This is a genomic window from Leclercia sp. LSNIH1 (assembly GCF_002902985.1).
Taxonomy (GTDB): Bacteria; Pseudomonadota; Gammaproteobacteria; order Enterobacterales; family Enterobacteriaceae; genus Enterobacter.
This window is the reverse complement of sequence record NZ_CP026167.1, coordinates 3,275,360-3,291,630: the sequence shown is the minus strand read 5'-3', so window position 1 is coordinate 3,291,630 and position 16,271 is coordinate 3,275,360. Positions and strand designations below refer to the sequence as shown.

Annotated in this window: 11 protein-coding genes; 7 read left to right on the top strand and 4 right to left on the bottom strand. The window is 54.6% G+C overall.

The window, feature by feature from the left end:
- Positions 1–18: 18 nt before the first annotated feature.
- Entirely contained in the window at positions 19–2,094 is a 2,076-nt protein-coding gene (glgX, locus tag C2U54_RS16425) for a glycogen debranching protein GlgX (RefSeq protein ID WP_103179609.1), read from the top strand.
- Here glgX and C2U54_RS16420 read toward each other — a convergent pair.
- Both C2U54_RS16420 and C2U54_RS16415 read right to left on the bottom strand, forming a co-directional pair.
- Positions 2,091–2,375 (bottom strand): VF530 family DNA-binding protein, encoded by a 285-nt coding sequence (locus C2U54_RS16420; RefSeq protein WP_103179608.1) that lies wholly within the window; start codon positions 2,373–2,375, stop codon positions 2,091–2,093. The genes glgX and C2U54_RS16420 overlap by 4 nt on opposite strands.
- A gap of 116 nt (positions 2,376–2,491) precedes the next feature.
- Positions 2,492–2,719 carry a hypothetical protein gene (locus C2U54_RS16415; RefSeq protein WP_103179607.1) on the bottom strand — a complete coding sequence of 76 codons (228 nt, stop codon included), beginning with the start codon at positions 2,717–2,719 and terminating at the stop codon, positions 2,492–2,494.
- A gap of 147 nt (positions 2,720–2,866) precedes the next feature.
- Between C2U54_RS16415 and C2U54_RS16410 the strand changes: the two genes are divergently transcribed.
- A complete protein-coding gene (locus C2U54_RS16410) occupies positions 2,867–3,487 on the top strand; it encodes a LysE family translocator (protein WP_103179606.1) in 621 nt (206 codons plus the stop codon).
- 66 nt (positions 3,488–3,553) lie between these two features.
- The gene (locus C2U54_RS16405) at positions 3,554–3,964 is read left to right on the top strand and encodes an ASCH domain-containing protein (RefSeq protein ID WP_103179605.1); all 411 of its coding nucleotides are present in this window, start codon (positions 3,554–3,556) and stop codon (positions 3,962–3,964) included.
- Positions 3,965–4,012: 48 nt separating this feature from the next.
- On the opposite strand, the gene C2U54_RS16400 is transcribed toward C2U54_RS16405, so the two are convergent.
- Entirely contained in the window at positions 4,013–5,350 is a 1,338-nt protein-coding gene (locus C2U54_RS16400; protein ID WP_103179604.1) for a glycoside hydrolase family 10 protein, read from the bottom strand.
- A gap of 267 nt (positions 5,351–5,617) precedes the next feature.
- On the opposite strand from C2U54_RS16400, the gene C2U54_RS16395 reads away from it, so the two are divergent.
- On the top strand, positions 5,618–8,875 hold the full coding sequence (locus C2U54_RS16395; protein ID WP_158251041.1) for a DEAD/DEAH box helicase: 3,258 nt from the start codon (positions 5,618–5,620) through the stop codon (positions 8,873–8,875).
- A gap of 55 nt (positions 8,876–8,930) precedes the next feature.
- Here the strand turns inward: C2U54_RS16395 and C2U54_RS16390 are convergent, their stop codons facing one another.
- On the bottom strand, positions 8,931–12,722 hold the full coding sequence (locus C2U54_RS16390) for an NAD(P)-binding protein (RefSeq protein ID WP_103181082.1): 3,792 nt from the start codon (positions 12,720–12,722) through the stop codon (positions 8,931–8,933).
- An 814-nt stretch (positions 12,723–13,536) separates the two neighbouring features.
- Between C2U54_RS16390 and C2U54_RS16385 the strand changes: the two genes are divergently transcribed.
- From C2U54_RS16385 to yncE, 3 genes are all read left to right on the top strand, one after another.
- Positions 13,537–13,788, top strand: coding sequence for a helix-turn-helix domain-containing protein (locus C2U54_RS16385; RefSeq protein WP_103179602.1), 252 nt, complete (start codon positions 13,537–13,539; stop codon positions 13,786–13,788).
- 3 nt (positions 13,789–13,791) lie between these two features.
- Positions 13,792–15,099, top strand: coding sequence for a type II toxin-antitoxin system HipA family toxin (locus C2U54_RS16380; RefSeq protein ID WP_103179601.1), 1,308 nt, complete (start codon positions 13,792–13,794; stop codon positions 15,097–15,099).
- Between the two features lie 105 nt (positions 15,100–15,204).
- Positions 15,205–16,266 (top strand): 7-bladed beta-propeller protein YncE, encoded by a 1,062-nt coding sequence (yncE, locus tag C2U54_RS16375; protein WP_103179600.1) that lies wholly within the window; start codon positions 15,205–15,207, stop codon positions 16,264–16,266.
- Positions 16,267–16,271: the final 5 nt, after the last annotated feature.

Here is a 16,271-nt window from a genome sequence, read left to right as displayed (position 1 = left end):
GTTCGAGGGAGAGATGTTATGGCAAATAATAAGATCTATCAGATTGAGGCGGGGCAGAGTTACCCGCTAGGCGCAAACTATGACGACAAAGGCGTCAATTTTGCGCTCTTTTCGGCCTGTGCCGAACGCGTTGAGCTATGTCTGTTTGATCCGACGGGCCAGCATGAAATTGCCCGCCTGGAGCTACCGGAATACACTCACGAAGTGTGGCACGGCTACGTTCCGGATCTGCAGCCGGGCGCGTTGTATGGCTATCGTGTGTATGGTCCTTACGATCCCGAAAACGGCCACCGCTTTAACCCGCATAAACTGCTGCTCGATCCCTATGCCCGGGCATTAACCGGCGAGCTGAACTGGAACGCCGCCCATTTTGGCTATGAGCTGGGGCATGACGATCTCGATCTCAGCTTTGATACCCGCGACAGCGCGCCGTTTACGCCGAAATGCCGGGTTATCGACCCCCGGGTGTTTGACGGGCAGGATCCGCATCGCCCGGCGGTGCCGTGGTCTGAAACCATTCTGTACGAAACCCACGTGAAGGGCTTTACCCAGCTTCACCCGGCCGTTCCGCCTGAGCTGCGCGGCACCTTTGAAGGGATGGGGCATAAAGCGATTGTCGATTACATCAAAAGCCTCGGCATTACTTCGGTGGAGCTGCTGCCGGTGCACGCCTTCCCGGACGATCAACATCTGCTGGACAGGGGGCTGAAAAACTTCTGGGGTTATAACACCCTGAACTTCTTCTCCCCGGCATCCCGCTATTACGGTCCGAACGGCATCCAGGGATTCCGCGATATGGTGCGCGCCTTCCACGATGCGGGTATCGAAGTGATCCTGGATGTGGTCTATAACCACACCGCCGAGGGCAACGAGCTGGGCCCGACGCTCTCTTTCAAGGGGATCGACAACTTTTCCTACTACCGGACCATTGCAGGCCAGCATCGTTACTATGTGAATGACACGGGTACTGGCAACACGGTGAATACCTCCCATCCCCGTGTGCTGCAGATGATCATGGACTCTCTGCGCTACTGGGCCGAATCGATGCATATCGACGGTTTCCGTTTTGACCTCGGTACCATTCTGGGTCGCGAGCCGGAAGGGTTCGACCAGCGCGGGGGCTTTTTCGATGCCATGATGCAGGATCCGCTGCTCTCGCGGCTGAAACTGATTGGTGAGCCGTGGGATATCGGTCCTGGCGGGTATCAGGTAGGGGGATTCCCGCCAGGCTGGGGCGAGTGGAATGACAAGTATCGTGATACCGTGCGCGAATACTGGCGCGGGGATAACGTCTCCTCGGACTTCGCCGCGCGTCTGCTCGGTTCCGGCGATCTCTACGACCAGCGCGGGCGCCGTCCGTGGGCGAGCATCAACTTTATCACTGCCCATGACGGCTTTACCCTGAACGACCTGGTCTCTTATAACGAGAAGCACAACGAGGCGAACGGGGAAGATAATAACGACGGCCACAATGATAACCGGTCATCGAATTATGGCGCCGAAGGGCCTACCGACGACGAGCAGATTAACGCCCTGCGCGAACAGCAGAAGCGCAACTTCCTCACCACGCTGCTCTTTTCTCACGGTACGCCGATGCTGCTGGCGGGGGATGAGTTTGGCCGCAGCCAGATGGGGAACAACAACGGCTACTGTCAGGACAGCGAGATCAGCTGGGTGCACTGGGAGGATCTGCCGGAAAGCGCCGAGATGCTGCGTAATTTTACCCGGCATCTTATTGAGCTGCGTACCCGCCAGCCGCTGTTACGCCGCGAGAGCTGGCGTGATGGGATGGAGATCCTGTGGTACAACGCGGGTGGCGGCCTGCAATTGCCAGAACACTGGGATGAAGGCACCACCCTTGGGCTCTATCTGACCCGGGCCGATTTAGAGGCTGCAAACGGGATCTGGCAGGAGGTGCTGCTGCTGATCAATCCATACGAGGCTGCGGTACCGTTCCGTATCCCGGATTGCGGCGAGGGGGGCTGGGTGCTGGAGCTAAGTACGGTACAGGATGACAACCTGGGCCAGGCTATCACCCCGGATAGTGACTTCCCGCTGGCGGGCCGCAGTATCGTGCTGTTGCGTCGACCTTAACGGTTAGCCCGGGCTCTCTCCCAGGGGCTGGAGGTATCGTCGTCGGCTTTGGCCGGCGCGGTATCTTCCAGCGAATCCAGATAGAGCGCTTCGACTTCGGCGCGAGCCCAGGGCGTGCGGCGCAAAAATTTGAGGCTGGATTTGACGCTGGGGTCGCTGTTAAAACAGTTGATTTTAATCAGCTTGCCCAGCTGCGCCCAGCCATAGCGCGCCACGAGGGCGTTAACCATCATCTCAAGGGTGACGCCGTGCAGCGGATCTCTGGAAGGGTGAGCGGTCATATGCGTCCGGTTATTATTAAAGGTCTGAAAGCGGGGAAGGGTACAAGAAAAGCGGGAAACCAGCAACGTTACCCGTCGACATTACAGGCCGATTATTGCCTCAATCTTACTGGAATTTATGCCAGTAAAAACTGGAGCAATAATGTGAAGAGATAAACCATTGCTGCAATCTGAATTGCCCGGAAGCCCCATATTAAATAACGCCATGCGTTGCGTTCTCTGGCATCTGCTTCTGCAATGGCAGGATCAGAATGTTGTTTTTTGGCTTTAGCCCTGAATTCACTCACAACCCACAGCACAAGAATAAAGGCAACGATCGCTTTCTGAAGTAAGGGATTATCCATAGTGCATTATTCCCGACGGGTTGTTATGACCTTCACAATAGACCAACGGTCGTTCTGTGGCTACTACCTGATATGAACTCTCCCCAAATCTAAGAGGTTGATCGCAAGGCGTAAAGTGGATAGCATCCACTCTTTCGGATAAACAACATGTCTGTCACCGATTCACTTCTCGCTTTCTCTTTCGCTGCGCTTTTACTTACCCTGACGCCTGGCCTGGATACGGCACTCATTCTGCGCACCGCCTGCGCGGAAGGCGGTAAAAAAGCCTTTCAGGCTGCGCTGGGTATTGATGTGGGTTGTTTCATCTGGGGTGCGCTTGTCGCATTCGGTCTGGGTGCGCTGCTGGCAGTGTCTGTGCTGGCTTATACCTTACTCAAATTCTGTGGCGCCGCGTACCTGTGCTGGCTGGGCGTACAGTTGCTGAGGCGTCCTCGCTCAACGTTCAGTCATGGCGAGAACAATATCGCTGCCAGTGGGAACTGGTTTATCAAAGGCATGCTGGGAAATGTGCTTAACCCCAAAATGGGCATTTTCTATCTCTCTTTCTTACCGCAATTTATTCCAGCCGGGCATTCTCCTGTAATATGGACCTTTATTCTTGTCACTATTCACGTGGCAATCGGTACGCTCTGGTCGGTCACGCTGATTTTAACCACCCACTTTGCCTCGGCCATCCTGAGAAAAAGCGGCGTCGTTAAAGCGATGGACAGAGCGACAGGATGTCTGTTTTTAGCCTTCGCCGCTAAACTTGCGCTCAGCTCGCGATAGTGCCGTTACAGGCCGGGCAAGCGCAGCGCCCCCGGCATTATGTTCATAGGCGATTAAGAGGATTTTATGACCGCAGTTGATGAATTAACGGTGAAGTATCCAGGTGCGGCTGTCTGGCAGATGGGTGACAGCCCGGCACTGGCCAGCGAGCTTGCAGACCTGATCAGAAAGGGGATAAAAACAGCCACCTGTGGCTCCCTGGCCTCTTATCAGCAAGAAGGCGCGAGCTCCACCATTGGTGGTTACATCATTATCCTGGATGGGCAAGCGCGACCAGCCTGCGTTGTCAGGCTGGTTTCAGCGCGTCTGGTGCGTTTTTGTGATGTCACCGCTGAGTTTGCCTGTAAAGAGGGCGAAGGCGATTTAAGTCTCGAGTACTGGCGCAAAGAGCATCAGCGCTTCTTTACGCAGGAAGGTTCTTTTTCGGAGGATATGGCGCTGATTGCTGAAGAGTTTGAGGTTGTTGAACGCCTGTAACTTAAGCGCTCAGTCTCTTTGTAGCAGAGGCGGACAGCCGCCTCTGCATCACGATCCCCAACGCGTCCGCAAATACCGCACCGCATCCTGCGCCTGGGGCTGATTCAGATTGTCCTCGCGGAACAAAATCGTGCCGTCGATATTTGGCTCGGATTCATTCAAATCGAGCTGTTTTTTCAGCTCCGGCACGCCGCCTTTCACCGTCCAGTCGGGCTCTTTGCTCGAGGGTTCGCCCACTTTATAGAGCGCCACCCCAATATAGAGCCGCGTATGGGTCGGTTTCACCACGCCGGCCCACCACTTTGCCAGCACGTCATAACGCGCCGCATCCCGGGCAAAAGGCCAGTAGAGCTGGGGAGCGATGTAGTCCAGCAGACCCTGCTGCACCCAGCGGCGGGTGTCGGCGAAAGACTCGTCATAGGCTGCCGCACCCCGGGTGTCGGACCCGGCCGGATCGTGGGAGCGGTTACGCCATACGCCTGCCGGGCTGACGCCAAACTCCACGTTCGGGTTTAGCTGTTTAATGGTCCGCGACACCTGGGTAATCAGCTGCTGGGTATTGTTGCGCCGCCAGTCGGCTTTTGAGTCAAAACCCTGACCATACTGGCGATAGGTCTGGCTGTCGTTCAGCTTCGAGCCTGCGGACTCGGCATAGAAGTAGTCATCAAACTGCACGCCGTCGACCGGATAGCGCGACACCACTTCCGCCACAATGCTGGTGATCCAGTCCCGGACTTCCGGGATGCCGGGGTCGAGGACAAAGCGATCGCCCGCGGTGCGGATCCACTCCCGATGCAGGACAAAGACGCTGGGTGGATTCAGCTTCAGGGTTTGGTTCAACTCGGCGACCGTACCCGGGCGGATATTGGTCGAGACGCGGTAAGGGTTAAACCAGGCATGCACTTTCATCCCACGCTTGTGGGCTTCATCCAGCATAAACTGCAGGGGATCGTACCCGGGATCTTCACCTATTTTGCCGGTCAGCATATCTGACCACGGCAATATTTTAGAGGGCCACAGGGCTGTGCCGTCCGGTTTCACCTGGAAAAAAACGGTGTTGATCCCGAGGTTTTTCAGGTTATCCAGCTTATCGGTCAGGGCCTTCTGCTGCATGGCATTCCGCGACTCTGCGCTGCGGCCATTCACTGACGCCTGGGGCGGCCAGTCGAGACGGGAGACGGTAGCCAGCCAGACGCCGCGCACCGGCTCGTGGCGTGCGGTTTTATCGGGCAGGGGCTGTTTCGCCACCGGCGGTAGCGGCGTCACCAGAGATTTGGGGGGAGTTGAGCTGCAACTGACCAGTAAAAGCGCGGCGATGAGCGCGCCGGAGCGCTTAAGGTGAGTGGCAAGCTGAGAACGACGTGAACAGGCGATGATAAGCTCCAGTTATACGAATGTCGCCGGGTACGTTTATTGTCGTTCTATTCGGAGGGAAGTCAATGCTGTGACCCTGTTGTCTGTCCCCCTGGGTTTCAATTGTTCAGCGAAAAATGTGTTAGGGTTCAGTTGACTATAGCGTTCTTCTGTTGTCTGCAAGGTTGACCCATTTGTTACCAGGGGTATTATTTGTTCGCGTAAGTATTTTACTCTTGCTGCTAAGCAATGCGCCAAACAGCCGAACGATCACCTCCTACTCAGGTATTTCAACAGCAGATGCAGGCACAACACATTTTTCAGTTCTGGAAAGCGGTCGAGGCGCTCACGCCTCAGAAACTCGACAAAGATAATCCCGACGATCTGTTCCGGCCAGCCTATAAAGTTGCGCAAGGTGGCAATCTCCCCTGGCGTGATACCAGACACACCGATAAACCTCTTAAGGATGACAAAGTCTGGCTCTATACCGCGCAATGCGGTGTTTATGATGCCACGGCGCTTTCTCAGCAACTGGAAGAGAAGATTGGCGCGCATGATGATGTCGTTGAAGAGAGGGGACGTGTCAACAGTCGGCTTTTTGATATTAGCTTCAATGAGCAGGGCATACCGCTATATCAGACATTTATGCTGTCGCTCTCCGCATGGGCTGCCGGTCAAATCCTGCATCATAAGGATGGCGTGGCGGCGCTTGAGAACAACGTTCCCGTGGATTTCTCCGACTTACCCCTTCCAGGCGATACCCTTCCTCTTGTTGATAGTGGGTTCGCCGGTTTCGATGCCTTAACCCTGCGTCTTATGCAATGGATAGCCGATGAAGCCTCGCTTTTAGAGGCTAACGGGTACAGCCCGGATATCGACTGGATCCAGAAGCTGGGGGCGCTGGTGGTTGATAAAACGCTTTTCCCGCACTCAACCCTGGAATCTGAGTTTGTCTGTCTTGTGAAATGTATCCAGGTTAAGGCACCGAAGCCCGCCGGGGAGGAGCCAACACCGGATAACAAAGATAAAGAAAAGAGGGTTGATCCCGTTCAGGATGGTTTATTAAACAGTTTTTATATCAGCGAGCTGCGTAATCTTGGTCACGCCTGGCAGCAAAACGATGCAGGACCGGGATTCGTTGAGTATATGCGTGCTGTCTCTGAACCTGACAGAGCGCGTATCGATCTACGTTCTCCTGAGGGTTTACGGCTCGCCTTTCAGCGATTGCTTCCCACGCAACCGCCTGCGGGCGCCTGGCCTTCGCCTTATCCTCTGGCTTTCAGCCAACAGTTGGCGGTTAACGAGATCTGGCGCCGCCACGCCGATCAAGCCGGTATCTTTGCCGTGAATGGTCCTCCCGGGACAGGGAAAACCACCTTATTGCGGGATGTGGTTGCCGCGGTGGTGACGCACCGGGCCGGGAGGTTGATTCGCCATGAAGATGAGGTCTTCGCGGGCAAAAATATGCTCATCCTTGGTGACGACAGATACCCTTACTATCCTCTGCATCCTGCAATAAAGGGGTCTTCGATTGTCGTTGCCTCCGCAAATAATGGCGCGGTGGAAAATATTTCACTTGAACTGCCCGGCGCAGACGCCGTGCCGGAAAGCGTGCATCGCGAAAGTGATTATTTTGCCGATCTGGTTTCTGAACTGATCGGTAAGCCGGGTTGGGGTTTGCTGGCGGCCAGACTGGGCAACAAAGGCAACAGGAACAGTTTTATGAAGGTGTTCTGGTGGAGAAAACCGGAAGAGAATAAGGATACGCCGTTATTGCCTCCTGATACGTTCACGCCTCAGCGGGGAGAAGGGCTGGCTTACCATCTCAGACTGATAAAAGCCGGGAAAAGAAAACCGGCCATCTCCTGGGATAAGGCGAAATTGAATTTTAAACAGGCGCAGGAGCGGGAAGAGGCCATACGTCAGCAGCTGATCGACTACGCAACGTTGGATCAACAGATCGATGACATTCATCAGCGCATTCTGCAAAAGCGCGACGCCCGGACACTGTCGGCAGACCAACTGACAGAGGCTCAGGAGGCGCTGGCGAAGATCCAGGTTGAAAAAATCGAGCATCAGGCCAGTTATGCAGAATGGAGCGGGCAGCTTGAGGCTGCCGGCAAGCGCCTGGAACAGCATGGTTCCCATAAGCCCACCTTCCTGGACTGGATCTCCACATGGGGACGCGCCCATCGTGAATGGCGGGAGCGTTATCATCGTTTAACCCAGGAGAGCGATCACCTTCGCGCAAAGATGGAGATATACCAGACAGAACGGGATGCCCTCGAACGCAAAGAGAAGGAGGCAGAGAAGAGCGTTACGGACCAGACGCGGCAGTTACAGGAGATTGATCGTGCTCTGAGCGAGATGCACCTGGAGCTTATCTCAACGCAAGCGCGGTCAGAAGAGGCAAAATCGGCACTGGGTGATGTCTGGCCCGATCCGCATGCCAGTGATGAGGTGCGAGAGAAGTCCGCGCCCTGGGCGGACGGCGCGTGGCAAAAAGCCCGACAGGCGTTGTTCCTGGCCGCACTGGATGTTCACAGGGCCTTTATTGAGCATCACCCGGAGCCGTTTATCAGCAACATCAATCTGGTGAGCAACTGGCTACAAGGCAAGAATTTGTCAGAGGAGCAGGCTGAGCTGGCGCTTAATTCCCTCACGCTTGTCGTTCCCGTTATTTCAACGACCTTTGCTTCCGTCCCGCGCATGTTCAAACGGATCGGCAGGGAAGCGATTGGCTGGCTGCTTATTGATGAAGCGGGTCAGGCGTTACCCCAGCAGGCCGCAGGCGCCATCTGGCGTGCAACCCGAACGGTTGTCGTAGGCGATCCAAAGCAGCTGGAACCGGTTAGCGGGATCGCTAAAGTCGTGGAAGGGGCGCTGGCGCAGCATTATGGCGTTTCAGCGTGCTGGTGGCCGGGAATGGTGTCGGCACAAATCCTGGCCGATCACACGATGGATCTGGGCACGCTTTTACCTGACCCGGATAATGGGCAGGTCTGGGTTGGCTGTCCGCTTCGCGTTCATCGCCGCTGTGACGATCCGATGTTCACCGTCAGTAATGCGGTTGCTTATGACGGTCTCATGGTTCATGGGAAAAAGGCGGTACCCTTGCCCTTGCCGGAAAGTTGCTGGATTGATGTCGAAGGCAAGGCATGTGAAGGTAACTGGATTGCAGAGGAAGGTGAAGCGGTCAGAAGGTTGTTATCGGGCCTGCGGGATAGTCATGGCGTAAAGCCAGACAATATTTTCCTGGTTTCACCGTTTAAAGATTGTGCGCAGAAATTATCCCAGCTGGCGTCTGAACTTGGGTTTGACACTCAAAAGACCGGCACAGTGCATACCACTCAGGGTAAAGAGGCCAGCATTGTGATATTTGTCCTGGGGGGAAATGTTCAGCGGCCCGGCGCCAAATCATGGGCGGCCAGCCGGCCTAATCTGCTCAATGTTACAGTCAGCCGGGCGAAACAACGCTTGTACGTCATCGGTAATCGTACGGAGTGGCAGAAACAGCGCTACTTCTCCACGCTGGCGAACGGTTTACCCGCTGAGTAAACGGAAAGAGGGCACATTTCGTGCCCTCTTATTACGCTGCGTGACACTGTCACCACTATGACACGGAGTGGCGGTACGCAGACTGGCGAACTTTCTCAACCGCCGCCTTTCCGGCGATAAACGCATGGTCCGAATTGTAGTATTCCCACTCGCTGTAACGTCCGGCCAGCGTGATGCCGTGCAGCAACAGCCATTTTCTGATCATCTCAACGTTCTCTTTACGCTGCTGGTCATAGATGACATAGGCGTAAGGAATATCGATTTGGTTGCTGGTGAGGATCTCATCGGTTTCCGAGATGATCCCCACCTCGATGCACTCCTGAATACATCTGTCGATCAGCGCCTGGCCGTCAGCGGGCAGTGGTTTGTCCGGGGAGTAGCTTATCTCACAGGTGAGGCCGCACGCACCCGGCGGACTGCAGAACGGGCTGGCGTTGCCCTGCACGAAAATACGGTGGAATACGGTTTTGCCAGCGTAGTAGATCCAGTGTTTATCCGTCAGGGTGTCACGATTAACGCCCAGATTGACGCAGCGGACGGAGACATGGCGCAGGGCTTTTGCGGCTTTACGAATTTCTGGCGGTACTTCGTCGCCCATCAGGCGGATAAGCTCCGGCAGCACCAGCGTGCTGATCATCTGCTCATAGCGGTACTGCCTGCCGTCAGAGAGCACGACAATATGCTGATTAACGTAGATTTTACTGACCTCGGCGCCGGTCTCAATGCGGCCCTTTATGTGCGGCACAAAGCCGGACATAAGCGCCTGAAAACCGCCTTTCAGGGGGTAGCCGAAACGCGCGTTGGGTCCCATAGGCTTCGCCGTTTCGCCCAGCGCACCTTCGATGATCTGGTCCAGATCGGGCAAGGGGACGCGTCCGCCCAGCCATGAGGTCTCCATCTCTGAGAGTGGCACCGTCCATAATTTTTTATTGTAGGGAATGGCAAAATGACGGGCGATCCCTTTGCCCCATGTTTCATAGATGAAGGCTTCAAAACTGCCTTCCGGCGGTAGGTTCTGGCCTGTGCTGGTGTAGTCCGGCACCGCGCCATCGGCGCAGCAGTCATGATGATGACGGCGATGCGTCTCGGCATTATTGCCACAGGTCGAGGCCATGCTTTTCACCTCTGACCCGGTACCGTAACGCGCCTCGATGGCCCCCAGGATACACTCCTTGATCACCGGGGCCGGCAAGCCGTAAAGCGATCCCTGGAAGGGATAGCGGGTATAGACGCCGTCGGTATAGACCCAGGCTTCGCGGATCTGCCAGTGAATATTGTCACCCAGTAAGATGTTGTATAACGCCAGCACCTCTTCATCGGCGGAAAACATAATGTGTCCCGCATAATCGAAGGTAAATCCCTTGTCCTGAACCGAGCGGCACAAGCCTCCCACCGTCTCATTACGCTCCAGTAAGGTTGCCCCTTCGCCAAAATGATAGGCCGCGCTCAGGCCGGTTGGCCCGGCACCCAGAATTAAGCATGGCTCTACTTCTGAACCCGTTCTGGCAGGGGGGATGAGGCGTAAAACTGCCTGAGGTGAGACATCCTCGCCTCCGGCATCCGTTGTCGCCGTCTCCTGCGCCTGATGACGAGAGAGCGCCTGCCCAATCAGCTCATGCATTTTTTGCACGGTTGTGTCCCAGGAGGTGCTGGCGACGATGTTTTGCATGATCTGCCGCTGCGAAGCGCGTTCTTCCTCAGACAATGCCAGCGCCTCTTCGCAGGCGGCCACAAAGGCGGCATGATCCCTGGCGACCGCCACAATGTGGCCATAGGGTTTTTCAACATCAGCGATGGCGGTACTCACCACAGGAAGCTGCGCGGCCATGTATTCCAGCACTTTCGTCGGACTGATAAAGCGGGTGGATTCATTCAGCGCAAACGGCATCAGGCAGACGTCCCACCCGGCAAGGAAATGGGGCAGGGCCTGATAAGGCTGCATGCCAGGGTAATGGATATTGCTTCGTTGCGGCAGGGTTGACGGGTCTATTTTCACCACCGGACCAACCATCACGATTTGCCACTCCGGGTGCGCATCGGCAAGGGCGGCGATCAGCGACAAATCCATACGTTCATCAATTACGCCGTAATAGCCCAGGCGCGGGTGCGGAATAGTGTCCTGCAGAGGATGGTGATTGGCCCGATCCAGCGCTTGTTCAAAATGCACCGCATCCACGCTACTGGCAAAGCAGTGAATGTTCGGGTGGCGTCCTTTTCTTGCCGCATACAGGCTTGGCCCGCCGGTAAAGACAATATCCGCCCGCGTCAGCAGGGCTGACTCACGTTGCAACAGCTGGCGGGGCGCTTTTTCAAAGGCGGCCAGTTCATCCATGCAGTCATACACCACAACGGCGGGGGCAAAGACCTTCAGCAGAGGGAGGGCCATCGGCGTGTAGAACCAGACGACCGGGGTTTCATCCTCTTCGCGTATCTCCGCCAGCAGTGTTTCCAGCCAGGCGATCTGTCCATCATGGAAACCCGGCTCTGTTGACGGTGTCTGCGGCTGAATGACCGTCACATTCGGCGCGGGTTGGGAAATCTTCAGCTCTGGTTTTCCAACGGAATGCAGCGGCTCTTCGATAAAGACGATCTGATAGTGCTGAGCAAGCCGTGTCATCAGATGCTGCGGGCGCTGAAAAACAAAATCCCAGCGCAGATGACTAAAAACATAGATTTTTTTCATGCCTGATACCTCTGTGCTGGTGCAGGTAGTGACGCCAGTTAGTTGGTGAAAGTGTTCCAGCCGGGTCTGGACATGTTTAAGAGCCCGGGCGTAAACGGCATTCAGCTCTCGCTCTTTGTCGGGCCTCACATCCCATAAGCCAGAGTGATGCCAGTTTGCGTTATTCTCCCAGTCGGGGCGGTCGATAATCGGGTAAAGGCAAATGCCCGCAACCTCTACGCCGGCCAGCTGCGCCTGAGCCACCTCTGAGACGACATCGTTAATCCAGGCGCCGCGCCCGCTACCTACATGGCTGGTTTCGGCAAGCAGAATAGGGCGGCGATAACGCTCCCAGGTCTCCTGCAACATTCCGTGCAATCGCCGTCGCCGACCGTCACCCAGATGCCACGGCAGGCGCTGGTTGTTGCCCATCATCCATTGATTGTCGTGGTAGTAATTGGCGCCCAGCAGATCCAGATAGCGCGGATGGCCACCCAGCTCAGGCTCATGCCTGCCCGTCAGCATGTCCCACGCCTGAAACTGCGCGGTACGAAACGCTTCGGTTTGCTCAATATTTGCAGGATCGTCATCCGGTGAAATCAGATGGATTAACGGGTCGCAATGTAAAATTCGCGCTCTGGGATCGGCCGCCAGAATGGCGTCGCAGGCGGCTATGGCGGCACGAACGAGTTGCCGCTTGACCCGCTCGCTTTCGCCCACGCCTGGAGGGGAGGTAGGAAACAATCCTTCCGCAATGCCCCAGGCTGTGAATGAGATTTCGTTGACGGGTGAGTAGACCGGCGGCTCCTCATACCAGGGGCGCAAAAACGCCGCCAGCGAGCCACACAAGTGGGCGAAGCGAGAGACAAACTCTGTTGAGAAAAAATCGAGATGAGGGGGAAAGCCGTAATGACAGATTGTCCAGCAAATCTGGATACCGCTCTCTTTTGCCGACATCATTTTTTTTGCGACGTTAGTAAAGTCGTAACCACCTGATTTATCAACAAGTCGCCAGCCGACGCTCTCTCTTATCGTGTGCATGTTGAAGGGCTTAAGCGCGCGGTAATCCTCGGCATGCCGTACGTCATGCGCCGTTGCGTTATCCATTGAAAGGGGATGACCCGCCCGGGTGATAAAATCAGCGCCTTCGAATCCTGCCTGCCAGAATGACCTGAATATCGCCATATACATTGCTCCCTCATGGGCCTTTTTAAATATACCTGGCCAGCGCGTTTAAATTCATTGGCCTTTTTTTAATTACCCACATCTATGGCAGAAAATGAATTTTTAGAAAATAGCGAGTATTATTTTTTGTATAACATTCAACCATAACCATCCTCCCTACATATTTTGTAAGCAGCGGAACAGGGCAACAGGAATACCCCGGAGTTCACCCGTTATATTTTGACATCCTGGTCTTCAATGAGAAAAAATCACTGTCTTATTCATCAATGATAGCCTGAGTTTCCGGCGCTACGCGGCGTTTTTCAGCAATGTCCGGCTTCGGCAGTTAAAAAGATGAACAAAATCATTGTCTGCTGGTGGCGCTTTTTTTATGGGATTCGTTTCGGTTAAACGAAAATAATGCTTAACCGGGCCTTTAAATAAGCCTTGCCCGTTTCGTTAGTTTGCTGGATTACTCTCTTCATGATCTCTGTTGTTTTCTGGCACTTTTGTCTTAGCGTCCTTGGCCTGTTAATTAGTGATTCGGATATTTAATTCCGATAGCTTCTCGCTGCGGGAATATAAATAATGGAGTATTAGTTTCCTCTCCTAGGGTATATTGTAAACAGATCTAAATAGTTACAACATACAATGTGCCTTTACTTTTAAACAAACCTAAACATTGTGCCCTGAATCATCGCTTATCAGAAAAAAGAGGTAGCCGTCCCTTTTTTATCCCCTAAAGGGAGTAAATTGAATTTAACCGCCAGAGGGGTTATTCTTGTTTTATCCCCTGTAGGGGATTTTCCTTGAATATCCGCTATAGGGGGTAAGCATGAAAGTGACCTCGGCAGGCGCACTGGCGCAGGCTGTCAAAGATCAGCGTAAGGTCAATAAGTTAACGCAATCGGAGACCGCTGAACAGGTTGGCATTAAACAAACCACGGTATCGGATTTCGAGAACAAACCTGAATCCACCAAGCTGGAAACCCTGTTCAAAATTCTCTCAGCGCTGGATCTGGAACTTCATGTGGTGAAAAGAGGCTCGACGCTGCCCGATCATGCCAACTGGACAAAGGAGTGGTAAACGATGCGCGCTCAACGTCTGACTGTTGCCATGAATGGCGAAGTGGTGGGTACGCTGCATCGTGATGGCAGCGGCGCGATGTCATTTCAGTATGCGCCCGAGTGGCTGGCAGAGCCTGGCGCACGTGCCATTTCGCTCTCTTTGCCGCTCCAGCACGGGAGGATCCGCGGAAAGCAGGTCTTCAATTTTTTCAGCAACCTGTTGCCAGACTCAGAGGCGATAATCGCCCGCATGCAGGCCCGTTTTCAGGTTGAGACGGCACATCCCTTTGATCTGCTCGCCAGTGTCGGACGAGACTGCGTGGGTGCCATTCAGCTCTATCCACCGGGGCTGGAGATCCCATCGGTGATGGATATCGTCGCCGAACCGCTGGATGACGAGCAGATTGCTTCCTTGCTGGAGGGTTACCAGATGGCCCCGTTAGGGATGAGCGAAGAGGGGGCTGATTTTCGCATTTCGCTGGCCGGGGCGCAGGAGAAAACGGCGTTGCTATGGTATCAGGATCGCTGGCAGCGGCCTCAGGGTAGTACACCAACCAGCCATATATTCAAATTGCCGATCGGCAGAATAGAGCAGAACAATATCGATCTCAGCGAGAGCTGTGAAAACGAGTGGCTCTGCTTACGGATCGCAAAAGCCTTTGGATTTCCGGTAGCGCATGCCGAAATGGCCACCTTTAGTCGCAAAAAAGTGCTGATTATTGAACGCTTCGATCGCCGTTGGGCCCGCAGCGGGTGGCTGATGCGCCTGCCGCAGGAAGATTTTTGTCAGGCGCTGGGCATCGCTCCGGCACTGAAGTATGAGTCCCACGGCGGGCCGGGCATCGCCGATGCCATGAAACTGCTGCTCGGTTCCCGCCTGGCAGCGCAGGATCGGGAGATGTTCTTCAAAGCGCAGATCCTGTTCTGGATGCTGGCCGCGATTGATGGTCACGGTAAGAATTTCAGCCTGTTTATCGAAGCGGACTCTTCGTTTCGCATGGCCCCGTTATACGATGTGATTTCGGCCTTTCCGCTGTTTGAGGCAGGGAGTATCCCGGCCAAAAAAGCGAAGATGGCCATGGCATTACAGGGCAAAAACCGCCAGTACCATTTCGCGATGATCCAGCCGCGTCACTTTATCAGTACCGCTGCGCACGCAGGCTTTTCGCAGGAGATCGCCCGGAGGCTGATGAAAGAGATGGCCGACCGCACGGATGAGGCGATCGCCACCGTCAGGGCGGAATTGCCAGCGGATTTTCCGGAACAGATAAGCGAGGCGATTTTCCGCGGTCTGGTAAGCCAGGCGGCGAGAATAAGCCGCTTTGATTAAATCGGTACAAAAATTGGTAGGGTAGCAAACCCCATTTGCAATTGTTAATGATATTTATTTTCATTATCATTTGTCTTTACGTAAGCAACTGTAAAGAAAAATGACATGCATATTCCCTCTGCCCTAATACAGCAAACTCTGTGTGCCGTCGCCATTTCCCTGGCAACGCACTCTGGCGTTGTACTCGCTAAAACCTTTACCGAGAAAGATTTCGTCACCCAGCCACTTGGGCACGGCGTGTACGAGCTGGCCTACGATAAGGGCCAGCAGGCCCTTTATGCCGCGTCAGCGCCTTCCTTTGATAAAGACAAATCGGACGGACTGGTCTTTAAGCTGGCGGCGCAGACGCTGCAAATTGAAGCGAAGATCCCCACGGAACGTCGCACATTCGCCGTCGCGCTGGACGAAGAAAATCATCGCCTTTATCTGGGTAATTCGCTGGAAGGGTCGGTCACGCTGCTCGATACCCGTACTGATAAAGCCATTAAAACAATTCAGCTGAGCGACACGTCAGATCCAGAAAATCGCGTGCACCTGCGTGAAGTGGTGCTGGATAAGAAGCATCAGCGTCTTTATGTCTCCGGGATAGGGCGTAAGGATAAAGGATTACTCTGGGTTGTGGATACCCAGAAGCAGGCCCTGGCCCAAACCCTTGAAAAACTTGAGCCGGTCGGGTTTGCAGTAGATGAAGCGGGCGACAAGGTGTATGTCGTGTCTGGCGTCGGGGAACTGATCGCGCTGGATGCAAAAACATCCAGGCTGCTCAGCCGCGTGAAGGTCGATCCTGCCGATCCGGAGCACTATTTCCTGAATATCGCGCTAAACAGTGGCAAAGGGATGGGGTATATCGCCGACACCAACACCAAAGATCTGCTGGTTGTGCAGTTGGACACCGGCAAGCTGCTTCATCGTGTACCGACCCCTAATTCCGTTGGCGTGCTGTATAACCCGGCGCGGGAAGAGGTCTATGTCACCCATCGTAACGATCGCCAGATTAGCGTGATCGATGCGACCACTTATGATCTGAAACACACCATTAAAACCACGGCGATGCCAAACAGCCTGGTGCTGTCTGCCGATGCCAGCACGCTCTATGCCAGCGTCAAGCAGGATGAGAAAGCTCACAAAGCTGACTACGTGCTCAAGATTGATTTAACCCAGCTCTAAGGATC

Excerpts from the sequence above, each read along its gene's own strand:
- C2U54_RS16410 (WP_103179606.1), top strand. The coding sequence starts at position 2,867 with ATGTCTGTCACCGATTCACTTCTCGCTTTCTCTTTCGCTGCGCTTTTA.
- C2U54_RS16385 (WP_103179602.1), top strand. The coding sequence starts at position 13,537 with ATGAAAGTGACCTCGGCAGGCGCACTGGCGCAGGCTGTCAAAGATCAG.
- C2U54_RS16405 (WP_103179605.1), top strand. The coding sequence starts at position 3,554 with ATGACCGCAGTTGATGAATTAACGGTGAAGTATCCAGGTGCGGCTGTC.
- C2U54_RS16420 (WP_103179608.1), bottom strand. The coding sequence starts at position 2,375 with ATGACCGCTCACCCTTCCAGAGATCCGCTGCACGGCGTCACCCTTGAG.
- C2U54_RS16415 (WP_103179607.1), bottom strand. The coding sequence starts at position 2,719 with ATGGATAATCCCTTACTTCAGAAAGCGATCGTTGCCTTTATTCTTGTG.
- C2U54_RS16395 (WP_158251041.1), top strand. The coding sequence starts at position 5,618 with ATGCAGGCACAACACATTTTTCAGTTCTGGAAAGCGGTCGAGGCGCTC.
- yncE (WP_103179600.1), top strand. The coding sequence starts at position 15,205 with ATGCATATTCCCTCTGCCCTAATACAGCAAACTCTGTGTGCCGTCGCC.
- glgX (WP_103179609.1), top strand. The coding sequence starts at position 19 with ATGGCAAATAATAAGATCTATCAGATTGAGGCGGGGCAGAGTTACCCG.
- C2U54_RS16380 (WP_103179601.1), top strand. The coding sequence starts at position 13,792 with ATGCGCGCTCAACGTCTGACTGTTGCCATGAATGGCGAAGTGGTGGGT.
- C2U54_RS16390 (WP_103181082.1), bottom strand. The coding sequence starts at position 12,722 with ATGGCGATATTCAGGTCATTCTGGCAGGCAGGATTCGAAGGCGCTGAT.